Raw genomic sequence first — 21,578 nt, forward strand, 5'->3', positions numbered from 1 at the left:
CTTGCCGCCCAAAAAATCACTCTGCGCGTGACGCAATAATTCCCTCGGCCACATTGCGTGGCGCTTCAGCGTAATGCGCAAATTCCATGCTGTAAGTCGCACGGCCCTGCGACATGGATCGCAGCGTGGTGGCGTAGCCAAACATCTCTGACAGCGGCACTTCGGCTCGGATGATGCGCGCACCAAAGCGCTCATCCATACCTTGCAGCGTACCGCGACGCGAAGAGAGATCGCCCATCACCCCACCGGCGTAATCCTCTGGCGTCTCCACTTCCACCTGCATCACCGGCTCAAGAATCACCGGGTCAGCCTGTTTTGCTGCGGCTTTGAAACCGAAAATCGCCGCCATGCGGAACGCCATTTCCGAGGAGTCGACGTCATGATACGAACCAAAAGTCAGCGTGGCCTTAAGGTCTACCACCGGATAACCCGCCAGTACACCACTGTTCAGAGCCTCACGAATCCCCTTCTCCACAGAAGGAATAAACTCGCGCGGCACCACGCCGCCTTTGGTGGCATCTTCAAAGGCAAAACCGGTGCCTGCAGCCTGCGGTTCCAGCGTCAGCACCACATGACCATACTGACCTTTACCACCCGACTGGCGCACAAACTTGCCTTCCACATCGCGCACCGTCTTACGAATGGTTTCGCGATAGGTGACCTGTGGCCGACCAATGTTGGCTTCGACACCGAATTCACGCTTCATGCGATCAACGATGATCTCCAGATGCAACTCGCCCATGCCGGAAATAATCGTCTGGCCTGACTCCTCATCGGTGTGCAGGCGGAATGACGGATCTTCCGCCGCCAGACGCTGCAGCGCCAGCCCCATTTTCTCCTGATCTGCCTTGGTTTTCGGCTCAATCGACAGCGAGATCACCGGGTCCGGAAACTCCATGCGTTCCAGCGTGATCACTGCATTGGGATCGCACAGCGTTTCACCGGTAGTGACCTCTTTTAAGCCCACACAGGCGGCAATGTCACCCGCACGAATCTCTTCGATTTCGATACGATCGTTAGCCTGCATCTGCACGATGCGCCCGATACGCTCCTTGCGCCCTTTCACCGCATTCCACACGCTGTCGCCTTTGCGCAATACACCGGAGTAGACACGCACGAAGGTGAGTTGGCCCACATAGGGATCGCTCATCAGTTTGAAGGCCAGCGCCGAGAACGGTTCATCGTCATCAGCATGGCGCTCATCGTGCTCGCCTTTTTCGTTCACACCGGAAACCGGCGGCACGTCCAGCGGCGACGGCATCAGCTCAATCACCGCATCAAGCATGCGCTGCACACCTTTGTTTTTGAACGCGCTACCACACAGCATCGGCTGGATCTCGCCAATCAGGGTACGTTGGCGCAATCCGGCGATCACTTCTTCTTCGCTCAGGTCGCCCTGCTCCAGATAGCGATCCATCAGCGCTTCACTGGCTTCCGCCGCAGCAGCCACCATATTTTCGCGCCATTCGGCGGCCTGCGCCTGCAGCTCCTCGGGGATCGGCGCATAGCTGAACGTCATGCCCTGGCTGGCCTCATCCCAGTAGATGGCGCGCATCTTGTTGAGATCCACTACGCCTGCAAAATGCTCTTCCGCACCAATCGGAATCACGATCGGTACCGGATTGGCATGCAGACGATCTTTCATCATCTGCACCACGCGGAAGAAGTCCGCGCCCTGGCGGTCCATCTTGTTGACGAAAGCAATGCGCGGTACGTGGTATTTGTTGGCCTGACGCCACACAGTTTCCGACTGCGGCTGTACGCCACCGACGGCGTCATACACCATCACGGCACCGTCCAGCACGCGCATGGATCGCTCCACTTCGATGGTGAAATCGACGTGTCCGGGGGTATCAATGATATTGATGCGGTGTGGCGTGAAGCTGCCATCCATGCCCGGCCAGAAGCAACTCACTGCCGCCGAGGTAATGGTAATGCCGCGCTCCTGCTCCTGCGCCATCCAGTCTGTGGTTGCCGCGCCATCGTGCACTTCACCTAACTTGTGGCTCATTCCGGTGTAAAACAGGATGCGCTCAGTGGTGGTGGTTTTACCGGCATCGATGTGCGCGGAGATGCCGATATTGCGATAACGTTCGATAGGTAGGGGTCGGGGCATGATGCGTCCTTAGTCTGTTCGACTGGAAAAGTGGGCGAGCACCATTGCCCGCCGCTGCGCAACAGCATAGACCCATTGTACGAATAAATACGAACAGTTTGAGCTTTTTTAATCATAGGCAAAAGTGGATTGATTGAATGCAACAGCCTGCCGGTTATTCCATCTTTGCGTCTCGCAGCCGCCACGCACTGAGGGCAGAGAGCAGCGCCATAAACACCATATAGCCAATCACCCAACCATAACCTTCCCCGCTGACCAGCAGCGCGGTGGCGATCATCGGTGATAACCCGCCACCAAGAATCGGGCCGATCTGTTGCACCAGGGATAAGCCGCTGTAGCGCACCCGTGCCGGGAACAGCGAAGAGAAGAATGCACCCTGTGCACCAAAGGTGCTGCCGTGCCCAATCGCCAGCCCCAGTGCGATAGCCAGATAAATCAAGGGGAGTTGCCCGCTTGCCAGCATCAGCATAAAGGGCCACGCCAGCAACGCCTGAGCGATCATCCCGCCAATATAGACGCGCTTTTTGCCATAACGATCGGCCATGCGACCAAACAGCGGTAAAGTGAAACACTCCAGCAAGCAAGCCAGCAGAATGCCATACAAAACGACCTGGCTTTTCATCCCCAGCACGTTGACACAGTAGCTAATGGCAAACACCGCGTAGATGTTGAAAAGTCCGCTTTCGGCAATTTTGGCCCCGATACCCAGCAGCACATCCCGCGTGTGATAGCGTAAGGCCTCCAGCACCGGCACTTTCGCCTGGCTGCCATCACGTTTCATCCGTTTGAAGGCCGGCGTTTCCTCAATCTGGCTACGAATAAACATCCCCACTCCCAGCAGCACAACACTGAGCAGGAACGGCACGCGCCAGCCCCAGCTGAGGAAATCGGCTTCGTCCAATGCCACATTAAGAAGGGTGATAAAAATAATCGGCAGCAGGAACCCGGCTGGCACGCCGATATGCACCAGTGAACTGTAAAACCCACGCCGTTCCGGCGGTGCATGTTCCACCACCATGGTCATCCCGCCGCCATATTCGCCGCCAATGCCAATACCCTGCAGACAGCGCAGCACCACCAAAGCGATGGGTGCCCAGACGCCAATCTGGGCGTAAGGCGGAATCAGACCGATCAGGAAGGTACCAAGACCCATGATGATCAGCGTCATCATCAAGGCGAACTTGCGGCCTATGCGATCGCCGAAGTGACCAAACAGCACCCCGCCCAGCGGACGTGCACAGTAGCCGACAAAGTAGGTGGCGAAGGCCGCCAGACTCCCCACCAACGGAGATTCACCGGGGAAAAAGATTTTATTGAACACCAGCGCGGTGGCGGTGGTGTAAAGCGTGAAGTCGTAATACTCGATTATGGTACCCATCACACTGGCGGTGACGATTTTGCGCATTTCTCCGCGCGAAGCGGTGCGACTGACCGCCGCACTGGCGGTCAATTCATGTGAGTGCATGCTGAACTCCCGACGCAGGATTGAGGTTTAGTCGAGGCGGCAACCGCGGGTCTCAGGACCCAGCCACACGGAAACAATGGTGATAATGCTCAGGACGATCATATAGATCGCCACGGCGCCGTAATGGCCTCCTGACCACAACAAAAGGCTGCTGGCGATGATCGGCGCCAACCCGCCGGCAAAGATCGAGGAGATTTCGCGTGACATGGAGATGGCGGTGACACGCGTCCTTCCATCAAACAGTTCGGCAAACCACGCCGCCTGCACCGAAAACATCGAGTAGTTAGCCAGCGAGATCATCGCCACCATGGCGCTAATGATCAGCCAAGGATTGCCGCTGTTGAGCAACCAAAAGTACGGGAACATCCCCGCGCCAAACAACAGTGCACCGCCGATGTAAACCGGCTTGCGGCCGACACGGTCGGAGAGCGCACCGAACAGGGGAATAGTGATGCAACCGATACCCGACCCAAGCAACACACCCGCCACGGGAATCGCACTGTTAACGTGCAGTGATTGTGTGACATAGGAGATCGTCCACACCTGCAGGAAGAAACCCGCAGTGTTCTCCGCCATGCGGGCACCCAGCGCCACAAAAAAGTTGCGACGCTGGTTTTGCCACACCGATACAAAAGGGGCGCGCGTCAGCTTCTGCTCTGCTGCCAGCTTGCGAAACACGGGGGATTCGGTCACATAGAGGCGGATCGCACCACCAACAAACACCGCCACGATGCTGAGCAGGAACGGCACGCGCCAACCCCAACTCACGAAATCCTCTGGTGGCATCTGTTGTGCCAGGGCAAAGGCCGATGCAGAAAGTAAGACTCCGCAGCCAATGCCCACGCCCGACCAGCTGGCGTAGAAACCGCGCCGATGAGCGGGTGCTTTCTCTGCATTGAGGGTGATAGCCGAACTGAACTCGGCTCCTGCACCAAAACCTTGCAGTAAGCGCAAGAAGGTTAATAACAACGGGGCCGCAATGCCGATACTGGCATATCCCGGCAATAGGCCAATCGCGGTGGTGCTTAAACCCATCAGGATCAGGGTGCCAATCAGCACCGGCCGGCGACCGTATTTATCGCCGATATAGCCCCAGAACAGCCCGCCGATTGGACGTACGAGGAAGCCCACGCCATAACTGGCAAAAGCGGCCAGCGTCCCGCTTAGCGGTGACAGCGAGGGGAAGAACAAGTGGTTGAAGATCAGCGCCGCCGCCGTGCCATACAGATAAAAGTCATACCACTCCAGCGCGGTGCCAATCAGTGAAGAGATCAGGGTCAGCCTGAGCTGACGCTGCGTCAGTTCAGGGGGCGCGCTGCGCTCTTCAGCGGTCGCAAGTTGCGATGTCGCATCCATGGTGTCACTCCTGAAAAGTCAGACCGGTAGACGGTGGCGCAAGGCCAGGCCATACATGCCTGCCGATATCAACGCCATGAATCCTGCCAGCATCAGTGCCGGCACGAACCCGCCAAAATGATCCACTACTATCCCGGTGACCACGGGCGCGAACGCCCCGCCAAGAAAGCCGCCAAAATTCTGAATACTGCCTACGGAAGCCACCCATTTCTTCGTGGTGACCACCTCTGCCGCCAGTGTCCAGTAGTTACCCGACGACAAGCTGTATGTGAACATGCCCAGTGTCAGCATCACCACGGCAAGCGCCGCTCCATTCACCAGTGCTGTCACAAACATCGCGCCTGCCGTCAGCAACGCGGCTCCCGCAATGGTATATCGACGCGCATTGAAGGGATCCAATCCCTTCCTTACCAGGCGATCTGAGAAGCGCCCGCCAATCAGTACCGCCACCCCACCTGCAATGTAAGGTAGCGCGGACAGCCAGCCCGCCCGGCTCAGGGTAAAACCCTGCGCCTGTTGCAGGTAGGTTGGCAACCAGCCAATGTAAAACCAGAAAACGTACTGCAGACAAAATCCACCGATGACCATGTACCAGACAGAGGCATGTCTGAAGAGCCCACCCCACTCGCGCACTGTCACGCGTGGCGCATCGGATGCCTGCTGCGCCGTGGCCTGCCCTTCGCGGATATAGCGCAGTTCATCCTTATGCAGCCAGGGATGTTTCTCCGGCTCACGATACAGCACCAGCCAGCCCGCCAGTGCGACAAAGCCAATCAATCCCATAATGATAAACATGGCTGGCCAGCCGAAGGCCGCCATTAACAGCGTGGAGATTGGTGGAGCCAGGGCTAACCCCACTTGAGTGGCTGCAATATAGGCGCTGGTCGCCGCCGCCTTTTCACGATCCGGGAACCAGGTATCGGTGGCTTTTAACGCCCCAGGGAACAACGGTGCTTCGCTGATCCCTAACGCGATACGCAGGCCAATAAAAGTGCCGATGTTGCGCGCGAAGCCAGTGAGAATCGCGACCAGTGACCAGAGGCCTGCCGCCAGCGCCAGCAGGACTTTGACGCCAAAGCGGTCCACTGCCCAGCCGGTTGGCAGGTTCATAATGGCGTAAGGCCAGACAAAAGCCGACAGTATCACGCCCATCATCGCGTGGCTGATGCCGAGATCTTGCATGATCTGGGGTGCCGCCACCGACAAATTGCCGCGATCGAGGTAGTTGGTGATGGTTAACAGAATAATGATGCCGATAATTGCCCAGCGCAGATGGTGCTTCGGTCGCACCACCTCACGTGGAATTTCCCGTGGTGCCGAGGCCGCATCACGTTCAAGTGTAGGGTTGTGGTCAAATTTCATCTTTCTGCACCTCCGCCACGCCCGTTTTAAGAGGGTCGTGGCGTGATTTTTTATAATGTCCCGCTGTGCGGGGGTGCAAATCAGCCCATCAGACGATCGAACGCCGCTTTAATATTGGATTTGAGCGCATCGCTGACCGGCTGCATGGGTGGACGCGGCTGATACAGCGTTACGCCTTGCAGGCTCTGGATATATTTCACGCAGGCGGGCAGATTGTCGTGCGGCAGCTGGCTCCACAAATCACTCAGACGGAAATGGATATCGCGAGCGGTGGCGTGATCGTTCTCTTCCACTGCTTTGAACATCCTGGCCACCACCGACGGCACGGCACTGGTTAAGGCCGAGATCGCGCCCTGACAACCGATGGCAAAGCCGGGATAGAGCAGTGCATCCACCCCACTAACGATAATTTTCTCAGGGCAGCGCAGTAGCAAATCAGAAACTGACTTGAGATCCCCGCCGCTCTGCTTCATACCGACCACACCCGGCACTTCATCCATGATGCGATTCATCAGATACAGACTCAGGTAATTCCACGGGATCACGTTGTAAATCAGAATAGGGATTTGCGTGGCTTCATAAATTTCGCGGAAATGACGAACGGTGGCGTCATCGTCAGGCTTGAACAGGTAATGCACGGGCGTCACCTGTAGCGCATCCAGCTTCATCCCTTCCAGCATTTTCACCCGTGCAATGGCCTGACGGGTGCTGTTAACAATCAACCCGGCGACAAAGGGCACACGGCCATTGTTGGCTTCATAGGCTTCGTGCATGGCCTGACGAAACTCTTCGTCGGATAGCGTATGCCCTTCCCCGGTGCTGCCGCCCACCACAATCGCACTGGCACCTGAGTTAATGATGAAATCGATCTGCTCTTTCAAGCCACCGCGCACCAATTCACCTTCGGCGTTGAAGGGCATGGTGATCGGCGGCAAGACGCCGCGCAGTTTGGCTTTGAGTTCTTTGGCCTGGCTTGCAATCTGCTGACTCATTTTATGCTCCTGTCTCTCAAGACGCTGATTAAAGCGATAACGACTCGCGGTAATCAATTAATGTGAGACACAGTTAAATTGATCAACATCAAATCTCTCATTGTGGAATTAAGATCACATATCTAGATCAAATTTCATACGATCCAATAACCGCTTATTATGTCGTTAATAGCATTAACACACTGAAAATAGGACATTAAATTACATTTCAGGCTTCAACGTTAATCGTTCTTCATCGTCGAACACCGTCCGATAGTCACTTTACAATCAGGATTAAGTCGAACATATTGACAATCATATCCCACAATATGAGATACAAATCGAAATACAGGGAAGTTGGGGGTGGCAGGCTCGTGAAAAGGCGCTATTCTGGCGCAAGTGTCTCAGTATAAGAGCCATGAGGGCAAAATACTGTGAACTGAGCGGGTGCGTGAAGCACGCTTCTCTGTTGCTGATCTTTGAGGTGGGTATGAGTACAAACAGCGGAACCGAGGCGGAAAAACTGAATCAGGCATCGATCAAAAGCCTGACCAAGGTACTGCAAATTCTCGAATGTTTTTCGCAGCGCGATGCCAATTTAACGCCAGCGGAAATTGCGGCGCGTACCGGATTGCCGCGCGCGACAACGCACCGGCTGGTCTCGTCGCTGCGGGATATTGGTCTGCTGGAGCAGAACGGCAAACGCGAAACTTACAAGCTGGGTATGAAGCTGTTTCAGTTGGGAAATTTAGTGATTCAGAACCTGGATCTCGACAGCCATGCGCGCCCCTATGCCGCACAACTGCAACTGATCACCGGCGAAAGCACGCACATGTGCATTTTCGATGGAGCACAAATGGCGTTTGTTGAACGTCAGGAGATGACCAGTACCGGCAATACCACTATCACACGTATTGAAGCGGCACTGGTGCACTGCACCAGCGTGGGCAAAGCGTTTCTCGCCTGGCAGTCTCCACGGCTGATTCGCAAAATCATCGCCGATTCGCTGCCACAACGCACGGCTTACACCATCACGGATGGTGAGGCGCTGGAAGCCGAACTGGCGCGCATTCGTGAACGAGGCTATGCGCTGGATTTGCAGGAGAACGAACTGAACGTGCACTGCATTGGCGCACCCGTGCGGGCGGCAAACGGTCAGGTTTTTGCCGCCATTAGCGTCTCCGGTGCGGCTGAACGTCTGCCCCTGGCACGCCTTGAAGGACTTTCAGGCCTGGTGATGGAGATGGCCAACAAAATATCGCTGGAGTTGGGATGGACACCTTCCCGCCCGGCTGCCGCAGGTTCGATCACAACCCGCCGCGGCGACCTTCCCGCGCTACCCGAATAGCGCAGCACATTGCGCGGGGGCGTTGCCTGGTAACAGGAGAAGCAGAGTGAAGAAGATTTGCAACGATCCCCAACGCTACGTCGACGAGATGCTGGACGGCCTGTGTGCCGCCCATCCTCACCACTACCAACGCCTGGGTGACAGCGGCCGCGTGTTGGCACTGCATCATGCTCAGGAACCTAAAGTCGCGATCGTGACCGGTGGTGGCTCCGGCCATCTCCCCTTATTTCATGGTTACGTGGGTCGCGGACTGGTGGATGCCTGCGCCATCGGTAACGTATTTGCCGGGCCGCGTGTAGCAGACTGTTTAACGGCGATGCAGGCCAGCCATCAGGGCGCCGGCGTGCTGCAGCTGTATGGCAATTATGGCGGTGACCGCATGAACTTTGAAATGGCCGCGGAAATGGCGGAACTCGAAGGCATGGCTGTCACTCAGGTACGTATGACCGACGATGTGGCCAGTGCTCCGCAAGCAGAAGCCCATAAACGGCGGGGAGTGGCAGGACTGGTATATGCCTATAAATTAGCCGGTGCGAAAGCAGCAACTGGAGCAGATTTATCGGCGGTGACCGCCACGGCACAACGCGCTGTCAACGCGGTGCGTTCGATTGGTGTTGCGCTGTCACCGTGTATCGTACCGGAATCGGGCACGCCAGCCTTTAGTCTGGCGGAAAACGAAATCGCTTTGGGTATGGGCATCCACGGTGAACCCGGCATCTGGCAAGGCGAACTGCGCACCGCCGATGTATTGTGCGACGAGATGATTGATCGACTGCTGGAGGAACTCCCTGCCGGCCGTGGTGAGCGACTCAGCGTAATGGTCAACAGTCTGGGCGCCACGCCACTGGAAGAACTCTACATTCTCTATCGCCGGGTGGCACAGCGCATGGCGGATCGGCAGGTCACATTGGTGCAACCTCTGATTGGCCGCTACGCCACTTCAATGGAAATGAGTGGCTTCTCACTTAGCCTGTGCGCGCTCGATAGCGAGCTGGAAGCCCTGTTGTGCGCCCCCGCCTCAAGCCCTTTCTGGAGCCAGCCATGACACCATTAGCCACCACCTTACGCCACATTTGTACTCGCGTCCCCGAATACAGTGCCGAGTTAAATGCGCTGGATGGTCAACTGGGAGATGGCGATCTCGGTGCCACACTGGAAAAGTGTGCACAACTGACCGACAGCGCACTGCAGGCTGTAGCAGCGAATGCAGCCTTGAGCGACGTTTTCCGCGTTGCCGCCATGGCCTGTATGCAAGCTTCGGGCTCCAGCTTCGGTACCTTACTCGCGCAAGCGCTGATCACCGCCAGCAAATTCAGTCAGGATAAAAGTGAACTGACGCGTGTCGAGACTGCCGCACTGCTGCATCAGGTGATCGCCACCTTAGCCCAACGCGGCGGCGCTGCGTTGGGCGATAAAACGGTCCTGGATGGCTTGCACGCGCTGGCGATCACCCTGGAACAACCCGCTCAAAAAGGCGACCTGCAGCGCACTCTGCAGCAGGCACTCGATCATTTCCGCCCTTTACCTAACCGCATGGGGCGCGCCCGGATGTTTGCCGGGAAATCGCAGGGGCTCGACGATCCCGGCATGGTGGCGCTGTTGCGCCTGGTGGAATCATTAACGGAGGAGGCAGCATGACACTCACGGGAGAACTCTTTATTGCGACACAACGCCAGCGCGGCGCAGCTCAGGCCTTTCAGGCCATCGATCCACAACGAGATTGCGCGCTGGAACCGAATTTTTTTGAAGCCGATGCATCGCAAATTGATGCCGCCTGTCAAAGCGCGGCAGAGGCGTTGATCGCTTATGGCCAGGCTGGCCTCGACGTGCGTGCGCGATTCCTGCGCCAGATTGGCGAAAACATTCTGGCGCTCGGAGATGAACTGATTGAACGTGCGATGCAGGAAACGGCCCTGCCACGCGCGCGGATTGAAGGAGAGCGTGGGCGTACCATCGGTCAGCTCAATCTGTTCGCCGATGTGGTCGACCAGGGTGCATTTCAGGGAGCCCTTATTGAGCCTGCGCTACCGGATCGTCAACCGTTGCCGCGTCCCGATCTGCGTCAACGCCTGGTGCCATTAGGTCCGGTGGCCATTTTTGGCGCCAGTAATTTTCCACTGGCCTTCTCAGTAGCAGGCGGCGATACCGCTTCCGCACTGGCGGCGGGTTGCCCGGTGGTGGTGAAAGCACACCCTGCGCATCCCGGTACCAGTGAGCTTGTGGCCCGCGCTATCACGCAAGCCGTCATACAATGCGAACTGCCGGTAGGGGTATTTTCACTGCTACACGGCACGTCGACGCTCAGTGGCTGCGCGTTGGTGCAGCATCCCGCCATCTGCGCCGTAGGATTTACCGGCTCTCGCAGCGGCGGCCTGGCGTTATTGCAGTTGGCGCAGCAACGTCCGCGCCCGGTTCCGCTTTATGCCGAGATGAGTAGCATTAACCCCATGTTATTGCTGCCCGGCGCGCTGCAACAACGAGCAGAGAAATTAGCACAAGGATTTGTTGATTCATTGACGTTGGGCTGCGGCCAATTCTGCACCAACCCCGGCGTGGTACTTGCTTGTGATGGCGAAGATTTTGATCGCTTTGTTCAGTTCGCCTGTGACGCCCTACACCAGAAGCCCAGCACAACGATGTTAACGCCCGCCATTGCCGTGGCCTGTGAGCAACATGCTAGCGCGCTAGCCGCTTTAGAGGGAGTTGAGCGATTAGCCGTTGGGCAAGAGAAAAACGGCCCTAATCAGGGACAGCCACAGCTGTTAATGACCCACGCGAGAGATTTCATCAATGAACCCCGCATGCAGAATGAAGTATTCGGCCCTGTTTCGTTGCTGGTGCGCTGTGCTAATCAGCATGAACTTGAGGCCGCGCTGCAGGTACTTCAGGGACAGCTCACCCTCACCCTGCAATTAGCACCGCAGGATCAGCCGCTGGCCGCCACATTGTTGCCGATGCTTGAACAACGTGCCGGACGCATTCTCGCCAATGGTTTCCCAACCGGCGTAGATGTGGGCTATGCCATGGTACATGGCGGCCCCTTCCCGGCCACCAGTGATAGTCGCACCACTTCAGTGGGGGCAACCGCGATACAGCGGTTCCTGCGCCCGGTCTGTTATCAGGATCTACCCAGCGCGTTACTGCCGCAATCTGTGCAAAATTAAACATTTGATAGCTGGAAACCCTTGCCGCTGCGATTTATGGTAAGGGTCTCACTCTCAACGGGAAATCTAACCATGCGCATTCTGGTTGTCGGCGCCGGTGCCACCGGCGGGTATTTCGGTGCACGTCTGGCGCAAGCAGGACGTGATGTGACTTTTCTGGTGCGCGAGCGCCGTTTTCAGCAACTGCAACAAAACGGTCTGGTGCTAAAAACACCGGGCGGCACAGAAGTGATTCACCCGCAGCTGGCGCAAACCGGCAAGCTTATCGGCCAGTTTGATCTGATCATTCTGACGGTGAAAAGCTTCGGGCTCGATCAGGCTATCGAGGATATCGCACCCGCCGTCGGGCCAGAAACACTGATCATGCCGATCCTCAACGGCATGCGGCATATCGATACGCTGCGCGCACGCTTTGGCGACAAGGTGATTGGCGGCTTATGCAAAATCAACGCCACGCTGGGTGAACAAGGTGAAGTGGTGCAGATGACGCCACTGCATATCCTCTACTACGGTGCACTCGATGGGCACAATGATGCACGTCTGCAACGTGTCGATGAGACGCTGAACATCGCGCACTTCGATACGGTCTTTGCTGACAACATCATCAGCGAACTGTGGGAGAAGTGGCTGCTGCTGAGCACATTAGGGGCGGTGTGCTGCATCGCGCGAGGTAATACCCAACAGGTGTTGCGATCCCAAGGTGGTGAAGCCTTGTTGCAGGGGATTTTTACTGAGGTGCTTTCCGTGCTTGGTGCTGACGGCTATCAGGAACGGCCAGCGGTAACGGCAAAGATTTATGAGACGCTAAATAATCCGCAGGTGGCGATGACCTCCTCGATGTATCGCGACTTAACCCAGGGTTATGAGATTGAGGCGGACCAGGTGATTGGCGATCTGCTGGTGCGAGGCGCACGCAGTGGCGTGGTGACGCCGTTGTTGAATGCGGTGTATGTGAATTTGCAGGTGTATTTGCAGAATCGTTAAATCGCAGGTTAATACCGTTGCGGTGCAATATTATCGCGCGAATCTGAGAAGGCTAATTCGCTGACTTATGCGCAATGAATTGCGCCGCTACGGGGTTAGGCGTGAGTCTGATTGAGCCAAATCGCCGCCCCATGCGCAATAAAGTGCGCCGCATCGGGGTTATACGCGTTTTATCCAAGCCGCGACTGCACGCCTTTCAGTTGCATCAAGCGCTGCCAGCCTGCTTCTACCTCGTCCGGGATATCCACATGCCCGAGGAAACCTTTGCCGCGTGGACCGTAGCCGTTTTCATCATCGCGCAGGCGCTGGATCTCGCCCATCAGCAGCGAAAGAAAACGCTCCATCGACCACAATCCTTGCGGTGGCGCACCGATAATGCGCAGCATACCCGCATCCATCATGACCTGCGGAACAAACACCGGCCAGCTAATAAATTCAGGCGCATCGGTGCGGTCGCGCCACTGGTAGCGGAAGGTTTCCCAGGTACGTCGCTGCATCAGTGGGTCCTGCACCAGCAATACATGCTGCGGCTGCCACTTCTGCTCATCCAGCAGTTTTTGGCTAAAAGCGGCATTCTCACCACAGTTGCGTGAGGCGGTCTCCAGCAGCAGCTGATCGTCCGGCAGTGCGGCAAACACCCGCGCCATGTCGCCCAGAAGCTCTGCTTCGCTTTTACCTTGGGTAGAAATCTGACGATAAAGGGGATGATTAGCGATCATCTCCGCCAGTAACACCGTGGAATGACCGATACCGCCGCTGATCATCAGAGGCAGCTGATACTTCTTCGCCAGCGCAATCACACCTTCAACGTTGGGCAGTACCGCGTGACCGGCAAGTATTGCCAAATCAACCTCGAGCGTGCCATCTGTCGGCATATGGTCAAGCGCCAGCCAGGCCGCAAGCGTATTGATATCCTGAATCTGTTGGCTATTGAGCTGCATCGCGTTCTCCTCGCATTAACACTGGCAGTGTAGCGGCTTAACTCCGCGACAGCAGAGAAAAATTTGCTACACTCGCCGCTATCAGATTCAGGAGAGTTTATGACTGCGCGTTCCGTTACCCTCGATGATGTCGCTGCACTGGCGGGGGTTTCCTACCAGACCGTTTCCCGTGTGCTCAACCATTCCGTGCAGGTTTCGCCGCGCACGCGAGCCAAAGTCGAAGCCGCCATGCAGCAGCTTAACTATGTGCCCAACCGTGTGGCACAAAAGCTGGCGGGTAAAGCTACGCGCACGCTCGGGCTGGCCACCAGCGATCTGGCGTTAATGGCTCCGGCGCAGATCGCCTCGGCGATTCATGAACGAGCCGCTGCACAGGGTTATCATCTGGTGATTGCCATGGCGAACGCGACTGGGAGCGCCCAGGATACGGTGAATGAATTGCTGGCGCAGCGCGTGGATGCGCTGCTGATCAACCTGCCGCTCGATGCTGAACAGGCGGCGCAGGTACAGCAGCAGTGCGGCACAAAGCCTGTGCTGTTTTTGGATGTTGAACAGCATGCCGCTGTCGCCCAATGCCAGTATCAGAGTGAATCGGGGGCGCAGCAGGCGGTAGAGCATCTTGTCGCGCTGGGCCATCAGCAGATTGGCGTGCTGAATGGGCCAGAAAGTTCGGCTTCAGCGCGGGCGCGCTTTGCCGCATGGCAGCAGGCATTGGCATCGCATCAACTGCAACCGATGTGTGTACTGCACGGTGACTGGAGTGCTGCATCTGGTTATCAGGCGCTGCTGCAATTGCTGCCAGATCGCTTACCGCAGGCACTGCTGGTAGCGAACGATCAGATGGCGCTCGGTGCGATGCGGGCACTGCATCAACATGGCGTGAAGATCCCCGGAGAGATGTCGATTATCGGCTACGACGACACCGCCGAAAGTGCGTGGTATCAGCCGCCGCTCACCACCGTGCGTCAGGATTTGCAGCAGTTGGGTGCGGTAAGCGTGGATCGCTTGCTGGCAGAGTTAGTAGGGGAAGCGGTGCAGCCCATGTCGTTAAAGACTGAACTGGTATTGCGTGAGACAACTGCTGTACCGATGCAAGATGGCGTGGATTTGGCGGAGATTGCCGGACAACTGAAGGCGTTAGCGCGGAAGTTAAAACCAAAAGCCTGAGCGTATTGATGCTGAAGAATATGGCGTAGACAGCGGATGGAAATGCCTGCTGCAACCCGCCACGATGCAAAAAAATTGGGACCTTGCGGTCCCAACATGTTTACTGCGGCTTTGGCTCGCCCATCGCTTTCAACTTCTTCGACAGCTCGCGACGCTCTTTCGACAGGTCAGCGTTTTTGATGATGTACTCATCGACGCGGTCTTCATAGTCCACACGCATAGATGCAATGATTTCCTGAATCGCCTCAACGCTCATGCCTGGTTTGATGTACTCGCTCAGGTTGTCCAGCAGCAACACACGTTTCTGGTTATCACGGACTTTCTTCTCGTTATCCACGATTTCGCGCTGCAGTTTGTTTTTACGACGAAACATACGCACAAACTCCAGAACGTCCTGAAATGATTGCTTGGCATTTTCCATGTTGGCACCTTTCTTTGAGCCTGCCGCGGCAGGCGGAATAGTCATGAGCTACAGCTTAGCGGCTTGCTAGCTGGATTCGCAATTTTCACAGCTAATTTCGGACTGGCACTTATCTTAGCGCAAAGAAAGGGTGATTCACATTAAGTCATTGCCTGAGAAAACTATTTGCGCAGTGCCAGACGGACCAGATCCGTAATGCGCTCCAGTTGACGCGCCTGTTCCAGACTCAACCACACGTAGCCATAGATCGCCGTGGTCTCTAAGCGCCCGCTGCGGTTGGCAATCAACTGTTCCAGTTCCTGGGTGATCTCCTCCAGTTCATGGCTGTTGGCGATCACGCCTTCCGTCTCCCCTTTCACCATCAATGTGGCCAGCGCGTTCAACGTGTCTTCGGTCATTTTCTGACTGCGGCGCAGCGTCGGGGCATTGAGCAGCAACAGGTGGCTCTCACGTGATGACCACCATGCATCAATTTGCATCTGCATCGTGTTAACCATATTACGGTTGATGGTCTGAATCGCTTCAAACACTGATTTCGGAATACGCGTCTCTTTGCTGGCCGGTTCCAGCAGCGCGCGCATTTTGATCACGCTGGAGAGTTGTTTCTGGAACGGTTTGTTCAGTCGCGGTTTCTCCAGCAGGTTGGCGGAGAAGCCAGTGTGATGCAGTTTCGCCATGGCGATAAACGAATCCGACAGCTGAATGCGCCAGTGCGTATAAGCACGCTGGGCGAGAATGGCACTGAACAGCAGCGCCATGATCGAACCGAGGATCACATCGCCACCGCGCCATAACGCCACGGTGAAGTCACCGGCCGGCGCACCCACCACTACGCCGAGGGTGATACCTATCAGCAGCGCCATATAAGGGTGTTTGCCGAGCGTCAGATAGCCGCAAATGATCATCACCACGAAGCACCACGACAGCATCATTGGCAGCGAGATCAGCTCCAGCTTCAGGGCGATTAATCCCGATGCCAACCCGGCAAAGGTGCCGCTGATGCGCTGGATGACGCGCGGAAACACATTGCCCCAGGTCGAGATCGGGCCCATCACCACCACCAAGGTAATCAGCGGCCAGGTGCCTTCCGGAATATCCGTCAAACGCACAAACAGAAAACAGAGCACAAAGGCGATAGCGATGCGCACGCCGTGCACAGCGCGATAGTGGCGGTAGAACCAGAACTCAATGGCAGAGATGGGTTTGTCGGCGCGTAACATGGTGGTCCGGGAACGATAAAAATTTGCGCGCTATGTTACCCTGGCGCGACACGAACAATGAGTGCTGCGCAGCACTATTTCCGCACTTTTTTTGCGATTCAACAAGTGCGCTACATCTTATTTTCGCTTATGAAACATAGAAGTAACGCACTGATGATATTAGTCGGCTGCACGTACCGGAATGTACATATCCACCAGCCAGTCGCCGCTGTCAGAGCCGTCGGAAAGGTAGTGTTCGAAGCAGGGACGATTATCCACCTGCCAATCGGTTTTCGTCTTGAGATGATCAAACAGGCTATGCCAGGCGGTGAAGAAATCGTTGTTCATCACTTCCATGCGCGCATGAAAATATTGCCCACCGGGCAGCAGGCCTTGCTCGATGTCGTCACCATAAGAGGGCACAGCATCGGTGGGCGCAGTGATCACCGTTTCAACGCGTAGCTCTTCCGGCGGGAGAACTTCAGGATTGCCGTAATAGATAGCCAGCCATTCGCCTTCGACACCATGCTGCTCGACCCAGCTTTTTAGCTGGTTAAATCCGCGCGGCACTGTTTCCTGCCACGGACCCTGCAAATGGTAGCCCAGCCAGCTTTGAGGATTGCGTTCAACGATAGATGCTTTCATACCTTTGCCTCCGTTCAGCAGCAGAAAGCCCGCTCTGGCCGCTCCCCGATATCGACGGGAGCGGCCGCGCCATCCGCTGCGGATTACAGTTTCAGTTTCACGTAGTCACTGATACGCGTGATGATGCCGGCTTTACCCACGCCTTGTAAGGCATACAGCGGATAGCTCGCCAGCTGCTTGTCTTTGTCCATGACCTGGATTTCACCCACCTGCTCACCGGCTTTCAGTGGCGCTTCCAGGTCTTTACGCTCAATCACATATTTCGCCATGACGTTTGAAACTTCGGTACGCGGCAGAGACAGATAAATATCCTGAGTGGTGCCGACATCCACTTTGTGCGGATTGCCGTACCAGACGTTTTCGGTACCGATTTTCTTACCGGCATGGAACAGTTGCACGGTATCGAAGTTGTTCTGACCCCACACCAGCAGTTTACGCGCCTGCTCTTCACGTCCTTTCGAGCTCTTACCGCCCATGATCACCGCAATCAGGCGATGACGACCAACAATGTTTGACGCGATGATGTTGAAACCTGCCGTTTCAGTATGGCCTGTTTTCATGCCATCAACGTGAAGGTTTTGATCCCATAACAAACCGTTACGGTTATTTTGCGTAATCCCGTTCCAGCTCAGGGTTTTCTCCGCGTACATGGCGTAGAAATCCTGCTCACCATTGATGATGGCACGCGACAGCACCGCCAAATCACGCGCGGTGGTGTGCTGGCCAGGTGCATCCAGGCCGTGCACGGTTTCAAAATGGGTATGCGTCAGACCGAGCTTCTGTACGTAGTTGTTCATCATATTGACGAAGCTGTCCTGGCTGCCCGCCACATAATCCGCCAGCGCCACACAGGCATCGTTGCCGGAGTCGATGATCACGCCACGCATCAGATCGCGTACCGTCACTTTGTCGCCGGGCTTGAGGAACATCAGTGAGGAGCCTTTGAACACCGGATTACCTGCAGCCCAGGCATCCTTACCCACGGTGACCACATCATCACGGGTGATTTTTTTCTGATCAACCGCGCGATCCACTACATAGCCGGTCATCAGCTTGGTGAGACTCGCCGGGTTACGCTCTTCATCGGGATTGCCGGCAGTGAGGATCTGGCCCGTGGTGGCGTCCATTAACACCCACGAAGCCGCATCAATCGGCGGAGGCGTCAGTGGGAATGGCATGCTGTCGTCAGCGTGTGCCAGTGATGCCCAAACAATCATTCCAGATACAGTTACCAGCAGACGCCTTTTCAACACTTCTTCCTCAAATCAAAAAATGAATTTACCGCCGCACGTTTTACGGCAATTAGCGCCTGGATAGTTGAATAAATTGAAAAAAAGTATGAACTGCGGACAAATGCTGTGCGCCTGCCCACAGCAGCGGTAAACAAGGTTGTGCTGCCTGCTGCACACGACTATTCTGTGCGTTGATTTTCAATTGCCAGGATACTGCCGTGCCCGCCTCTGAGTTCACCTTTTTGTTCCACGATTACGAGACCTTCGGTAAGAGTCCCTCACTGGACCGTCCGGCGCAGTTTGCCGGGCTGCGTACCGATAAAGATTTCAACGCCGTAGGTGAACCGCAGGTGTTTTACTGCCAGCCCGCTGATGACTATCTGCCGCAGCCGGAAGCGGTGATGATCACCGGCATCACGCCACAGGTGGCTAAAGCGCGCGGCGTAACAGAGACGGCATTTGCTGAACGCATTCATGGGCTGTTTACCGAGCCACAAACCTGTGTGATCGGTTACAACAATGTGCGCTTCGATGATGAAGTGACGCGCAATATCTTCTATCGCAACTTCTTCGATCCTTACGGCTGGAGCTGGCAGAACGGCAACTCACGTTGGGATCTGCTGGATGTGATGCGCGCCTGTTATGCCCTGCGCCCGGAAGGCATTATCTGGCCGGAAAATGATGACGGCTTCCCCAGCTTCAAACTGGAACATCTCACCAAGGCCAATGGCGTGGCGCACGAACAGGCGCACGATGCGATGTCGGATGTGTATGCCACGCTGGCGATGGCGAAACTGGTGAAAGAGAAGCAGCCGAAGCTGTTCGAGTTTCTGTTTACCCATCGCAACAAGCAGAAACTGATGAACCTGATTGATATCCCACAGATGAAACCGCTGGTGCACGTCTCCGGCATGTTCGGCGCGGCGCGCGGCAACACCAGCTGGGTAGTGCCTGTCGCATGGCATCCGGATAATCGTAATGCGCTGATCGTGGTGGATCTGGCGGGCGATATGCAGCCCCTGCTGGAACTGGATGCGGATGAATTGCGCGAGCGGCTGTACACCAAACAGAGCGAACTGGGCGACCGCGCGGCGGTACCGATTAAGCTGGTGCACATTAATAAATGCCCGGTGTTAGCCCCAGCGAATACCTTACGTCCTGAAGATGCTGCACGCCTGAATATAGATCGAGAACGCTGTCTGGCGAACCTGGCGCTGCTGCGTCAGCACGCTGAAGTGCGTGAGAAAGCGGTGACGCTGTTTGCGGAAGCCGAGCCGTTCAAGCCATCGGATGATGTCGATGCGCAACTGTATGACGGCTTCTTCAGCGATGCCGATCGCGCAGCGATGAACATCGTTCGCCAAACGCCGCCGCAAAATCTACCGGCTCTGGATTTGACCTTCGACGACAAACGCATTGCGAAACTGCTGTTCCGCTATCGTGCGCGTAACTTCCCCGGCACGCTGGATGATCAAGAGCAGCAGCGCTGGTTGCAGCATCGCCGTGAAGCGCTGAATGCCGATCGCGTGCAGGGGTTCCTGTTAGAGCTGGAGTCGTTAGCGAGTTTGCATGAGGATAACGCGGAGAAGATGGCGCAGCTGAAAGCGCTGTATTTGTATGCGCAGGAGTTGGTGTCTTAATCGCTCACGCGCGTGATCGTGGCATATCGCAACCTGGTGTGCATAGATGTTTACCAGATTGAAGTTCGTTTGAAATGCATTTCAGATGCAGGCGCACATAAATGTGCGCCATACCCGTTGTCACTTAAGGGTCGCCTTAATGGCGACCGCTGTGAACCTTAAATCATCCCCCACACCAGCCAGGTCAGCGCAAAACCACTTAACCCCATCAGCGTAGTCAGCACCGTCCAGGTTTTCAGGCCATCGGCGACGGATAGCCCCAGATAACGTGTTACCACCCAGAAGCCGGCATCGTTAACGTGGGACAAGCCCAGGCCACCGAAGCACGCCGCCAATGTGACCAGCACACGTTGCATATCGGTCACATCGCCCACCGCCTGACTCAACAAACCGCTAGTGGTGAGAATCGCCACCGTGGCCGATCCCTGAGACGCACGCAATGCCAGTGACAAGATAAAAGCAGCGGGCACCAGCGGCAGATGCAGGGTTTCCAGCGTCACCGCCAGGGCTTTACCGACACCGGATTCCACCAGCACTTTACCAAACGCACCGCCCGCACCCGCCACCAGAATCACACTTGCAGAGCCAGGAATTGCGCGACCGGTCAGATCTTCCAGCTTCTCTTTGCTCCAGCCGCGGCGCACGCCCAGTAACCATGCTGCCAGGGCCAGCGCAATCAGCAGGGCAATTGGCGGGTTACCAATCACCGTCATCACGTCACGCAGAATGCTGCCTTCCGCCAGCATGGTGTGCGCCAGCGTACCTAACACGATCAACACAATCGGCACCACAATCAGACCCGCAATGGTCATCGCACCCGGTGGTGGCACTTCGCTTTTTGGCGTGCCTTCAGGTTTCGCCAGCTGCAACTGCTCAAGTACATCCACTGAGAGGTGGTATTGACGCAGGTTCATCACTTTTGCCACGTAGTAACCGACGATACCCACAGGGATCGAAATCAGGATGCCAAGCATCATTAACCAGCCCATATCGGTATGCAGAATACCGGCGGCGGCGGCTGCGCCTGGGTGTGTCGGCAACGCGACATGCACGGTCAACATCACGCCCGCCATCGGCAAACCAAACTTCAGCGGCGAGACACGCGCCACTTTGGTAAAGCCGTAAATCAGCGGGATCACAATGATAAAGCCGACTTCAAAGAACACCGGAATACCGAGGATAAACGCCGCCATGGTTAAGGCTGCGACGGTACGCTTGATACCGAGCGATTTACTGAAGCGCTGCGCCAGCGATTCGGCACCGCCCGAGGCTTCAATCACTGCGCCGAGCATCGCCCCCAGCACGATGATAATGGTGATATGACCCAGCAGGTTGCCCATGCCGCTAAAGATGGTTTCCATGATCTTATCAGCCGGGATACCGGTACTGATGGCGACGATCAAACTGACAATCAGTAAAGCAACAAACGGATGGACTTTGGCTTTAATCACCAACAGCAGCAGTATGACAATGCTGGCAGTAGCGATAGCTAATAGCAACGCGGTTGACATGATAAACCTCTAATTCTATTCCCCCCGTCATACTTCAAGCTGCAGGTGCGTTGGCG

At 56.1% G+C, this 21,578-nt stretch carries 18 protein-coding genes; 7 read left to right on the forward strand and 11 right to left on the reverse strand.

Features of this window, described 5'->3' with window-relative positions:
- Positions 1–16: 16 nt before the first annotated feature.
- From fusA to AC1MDE_RS07335, 5 genes are all read right to left on the reverse strand, one after another.
- The gene (gene fusA, locus AC1MDE_RS07315; protein ID WP_058962273.1) at positions 17–2,116 is read right to left on the reverse strand and encodes an elongation factor G; all 2,100 of its coding nucleotides are present in this window, start codon (positions 2,114–2,116) and stop codon (positions 17–19) included.
- A 154-nt stretch (positions 2,117–2,270) separates the two neighbouring features.
- A complete protein-coding gene (locus AC1MDE_RS07320; RefSeq protein WP_480344435.1) occupies positions 2,271–3,581 on the reverse strand; it encodes an MFS transporter in 1,311 nt (436 codons plus the stop codon).
- Between the two features lie 27 nt (positions 3,582–3,608).
- Positions 3,609–4,937: an MFS transporter gene (locus AC1MDE_RS07325; RefSeq protein WP_064511362.1), complete on the reverse strand. Its 1,329-nt coding sequence runs from the start codon at positions 4,935–4,937 to the stop codon at positions 3,609–3,611.
- 18 nt (positions 4,938–4,955) lie between these two features.
- Positions 4,956–6,299 carry an MFS transporter gene (locus AC1MDE_RS07330; protein ID WP_058962275.1) on the reverse strand — a complete coding sequence of 448 codons (1,344 nt, stop codon included), beginning with the start codon at positions 6,297–6,299 and terminating at the stop codon, positions 4,956–4,958.
- A gap of 80 nt (positions 6,300–6,379) precedes the next feature.
- On the reverse strand, positions 6,380–7,291 hold the full coding sequence (locus tag AC1MDE_RS07335; protein ID WP_480344436.1) for a dihydrodipicolinate synthase family protein: 912 nt from the start codon (positions 7,289–7,291) through the stop codon (positions 6,380–6,382).
- Positions 7,292–7,721: 430 nt separating this feature from the next.
- Here AC1MDE_RS07335 and AC1MDE_RS07340 point away from each other — a divergent pair, with 430 nt between their 5' ends.
- The 5 genes from AC1MDE_RS07340 to AC1MDE_RS07360 all read left to right on the forward strand — a co-directional run bounded on the left by AC1MDE_RS07340 (position 7,722) and on the right by AC1MDE_RS07360 (position 12,766).
- Complete coding sequence (locus tag AC1MDE_RS07340) at positions 7,722–8,618, forward strand: IclR family transcriptional regulator (protein WP_058962277.1); 897 nt, start codon at positions 7,722–7,724, stop codon at positions 8,616–8,618.
- A gap of 46 nt (positions 8,619–8,664) precedes the next feature.
- Entirely contained in the window at positions 8,665–9,663 is a 999-nt protein-coding gene (locus AC1MDE_RS07345; RefSeq protein ID WP_058962278.1) for a dihydroxyacetone kinase subunit DhaK, read from the forward strand.
- Positions 9,660–10,256 (forward strand): dihydroxyacetone kinase subunit L, encoded by a 597-nt coding sequence (locus AC1MDE_RS07350; RefSeq protein WP_479400729.1) that lies wholly within the window; start codon positions 9,660–9,662, stop codon positions 10,254–10,256. Before AC1MDE_RS07345 ends, AC1MDE_RS07350 begins: the two co-directional genes overlap by 4 nt.
- Positions 10,253–11,782: an aldehyde dehydrogenase (NADP(+)) gene (locus AC1MDE_RS07355; RefSeq protein ID WP_479398933.1), complete on the forward strand. Its 1,530-nt coding sequence runs from the start codon at positions 10,253–10,255 to the stop codon at positions 11,780–11,782. Before AC1MDE_RS07350 ends, AC1MDE_RS07355 begins: the two co-directional genes overlap by 4 nt.
- A 72-nt stretch (positions 11,783–11,854) precedes the next feature.
- Positions 11,855–12,766, forward strand: coding sequence for a ketopantoate reductase family protein (locus AC1MDE_RS07360; RefSeq protein ID WP_058962280.1), 912 nt, complete (start codon positions 11,855–11,857; stop codon positions 12,764–12,766).
- A 170-nt stretch (positions 12,767–12,936) separates the two neighbouring features.
- On the opposite strand, the gene AC1MDE_RS07365 is transcribed toward AC1MDE_RS07360, so the two are convergent.
- Positions 12,937–13,707, reverse strand: a complete 771-nt coding sequence (locus AC1MDE_RS07365; RefSeq protein WP_058962281.1) for a YdcF family protein — start codon at positions 13,705–13,707, stop codon at positions 12,937–12,939.
- 99 nt (positions 13,708–13,806) lie between these two features.
- On the opposite strand from AC1MDE_RS07365, the gene AC1MDE_RS07370 reads away from it, so the two are divergent.
- Positions 13,807–14,874: a LacI family DNA-binding transcriptional regulator gene (locus AC1MDE_RS07370; RefSeq protein ID WP_480344437.1), complete on the forward strand. Its 1,068-nt coding sequence runs from the start codon at positions 13,807–13,809 to the stop codon at positions 14,872–14,874.
- Positions 14,875–14,974: 100 nt separating this feature from the next.
- On the opposite strand, the gene tmaR is transcribed toward AC1MDE_RS07370, so the two are convergent.
- From tmaR to dacD, 4 genes are all read right to left on the reverse strand, one after another.
- On the reverse strand, positions 14,975–15,295 hold the full coding sequence (gene tmaR / locus AC1MDE_RS07375) for a PTS system regulator TmaR (protein ID WP_034824689.1): 321 nt from the start codon (positions 15,293–15,295) through the stop codon (positions 14,975–14,977).
- A gap of 161 nt (positions 15,296–15,456) precedes the next feature.
- Entirely contained in the window at positions 15,457–16,515 is a 1,059-nt protein-coding gene (locus AC1MDE_RS07380) for an FUSC family protein (protein ID WP_058962283.1), read from the reverse strand.
- A 159-nt stretch (positions 16,516–16,674) separates the two neighbouring features.
- Positions 16,675–17,139 carry a GyrI-like domain-containing protein gene (locus AC1MDE_RS07385; protein ID WP_097116686.1) on the reverse strand — a complete coding sequence of 155 codons (465 nt, stop codon included), beginning with the start codon at positions 17,137–17,139 and terminating at the stop codon, positions 16,675–16,677.
- An 83-nt stretch (positions 17,140–17,222) separates the two neighbouring features.
- Positions 17,223–18,389: a serine-type D-Ala-D-Ala carboxypeptidase DacD gene (gene dacD, locus AC1MDE_RS07390; RefSeq protein ID WP_479399825.1), complete on the reverse strand. Its 1,167-nt coding sequence runs from the start codon at positions 18,387–18,389 to the stop codon at positions 17,223–17,225.
- 200 nt (positions 18,390–18,589) lie between these two features.
- Between dacD and sbcB the strand changes: the two genes are divergently transcribed.
- Positions 18,590–20,011, forward strand: coding sequence for an exodeoxyribonuclease I (gene sbcB, locus AC1MDE_RS07395; RefSeq protein WP_479400726.1), 1,422 nt, complete (start codon positions 18,590–18,592; stop codon positions 20,009–20,011).
- Between the two features lie 158 nt (positions 20,012–20,169).
- On the opposite strand, the gene AC1MDE_RS07400 is transcribed toward sbcB, so the two are convergent.
- The gene (locus tag AC1MDE_RS07400) at positions 20,170–21,522 is read right to left on the reverse strand and encodes a GntP family transporter (RefSeq protein WP_097116684.1); all 1,353 of its coding nucleotides are present in this window, start codon (positions 21,520–21,522) and stop codon (positions 20,170–20,172) included.
- Between the last annotated feature and the right edge of the window lie 56 nt (positions 21,523–21,578).

It is taken from the genome of Pantoea folii (genome assembly GCF_056678875.1).

What these genes read in the sequence shown, in the direction of transcription:
- AC1MDE_RS07355 (WP_479398933.1), top strand. Translation starts at nt 10,253, where the DNA reads ATGACACTCACGGGAGAACTCTTTATTGCGACACAACGCCAGCGCGGC.
- AC1MDE_RS07350 (WP_479400729.1), top strand. Translation starts at nt 9,660, where the DNA reads ATGACACCATTAGCCACCACCTTACGCCACATTTGTACTCGCGTCCCC.
- tmaR (WP_034824689.1), bottom strand. Translation starts at nt 15,295, where the DNA reads ATGGAAAATGCCAAGCAATCATTTCAGGACGTTCTGGAGTTTGTGCGT.
- AC1MDE_RS07400 (WP_097116684.1), bottom strand. Translation starts at nt 21,522, where the DNA reads ATGTCAACCGCGTTGCTATTAGCTATCGCTACTGCCAGCATTGTCATA.
- AC1MDE_RS07320 (WP_480344435.1), bottom strand. Translation starts at nt 3,581, where the DNA reads ATGCACTCACATGAATTGACCGCCAGTGCGGCGGTCAGTCGCACCGCT.
- AC1MDE_RS07335 (WP_480344436.1), bottom strand. Translation starts at nt 7,291, where the DNA reads ATGAGTCAGCAGATTGCAAGCCAGGCCAAAGAACTCAAAGCCAAACTG.
- AC1MDE_RS07365 (WP_058962281.1), bottom strand. Translation starts at nt 13,707, where the DNA reads ATGCAGCTCAATAGCCAACAGATTCAGGATATCAATACGCTTGCGGCC.
- fusA (WP_058962273.1), bottom strand. Translation starts at nt 2,116, where the DNA reads ATGCCCCGACCCCTACCTATCGAACGTTATCGCAATATCGGCATCTCC.
- AC1MDE_RS07380 (WP_058962283.1), bottom strand. Translation starts at nt 16,515, where the DNA reads ATGTTACGCGCCGACAAACCCATCTCTGCCATTGAGTTCTGGTTCTAC.
- AC1MDE_RS07325 (WP_064511362.1), bottom strand. Translation starts at nt 4,937, where the DNA reads ATGGATGCGACATCGCAACTTGCGACCGCTGAAGAGCGCAGCGCGCCC.
- AC1MDE_RS07360 (WP_058962280.1), top strand. Translation starts at nt 11,855, where the DNA reads ATGCGCATTCTGGTTGTCGGCGCCGGTGCCACCGGCGGGTATTTCGGT.
- AC1MDE_RS07370 (WP_480344437.1), top strand. Translation starts at nt 13,807, where the DNA reads ATGACTGCGCGTTCCGTTACCCTCGATGATGTCGCTGCACTGGCGGGG.
- AC1MDE_RS07385 (WP_097116686.1), bottom strand. Translation starts at nt 17,139, where the DNA reads ATGAAAGCATCTATCGTTGAACGCAATCCTCAAAGCTGGCTGGGCTAC.
- AC1MDE_RS07330 (WP_058962275.1), bottom strand. Translation starts at nt 6,299, where the DNA reads ATGAAATTTGACCACAACCCTACACTTGAACGTGATGCGGCCTCGGCA.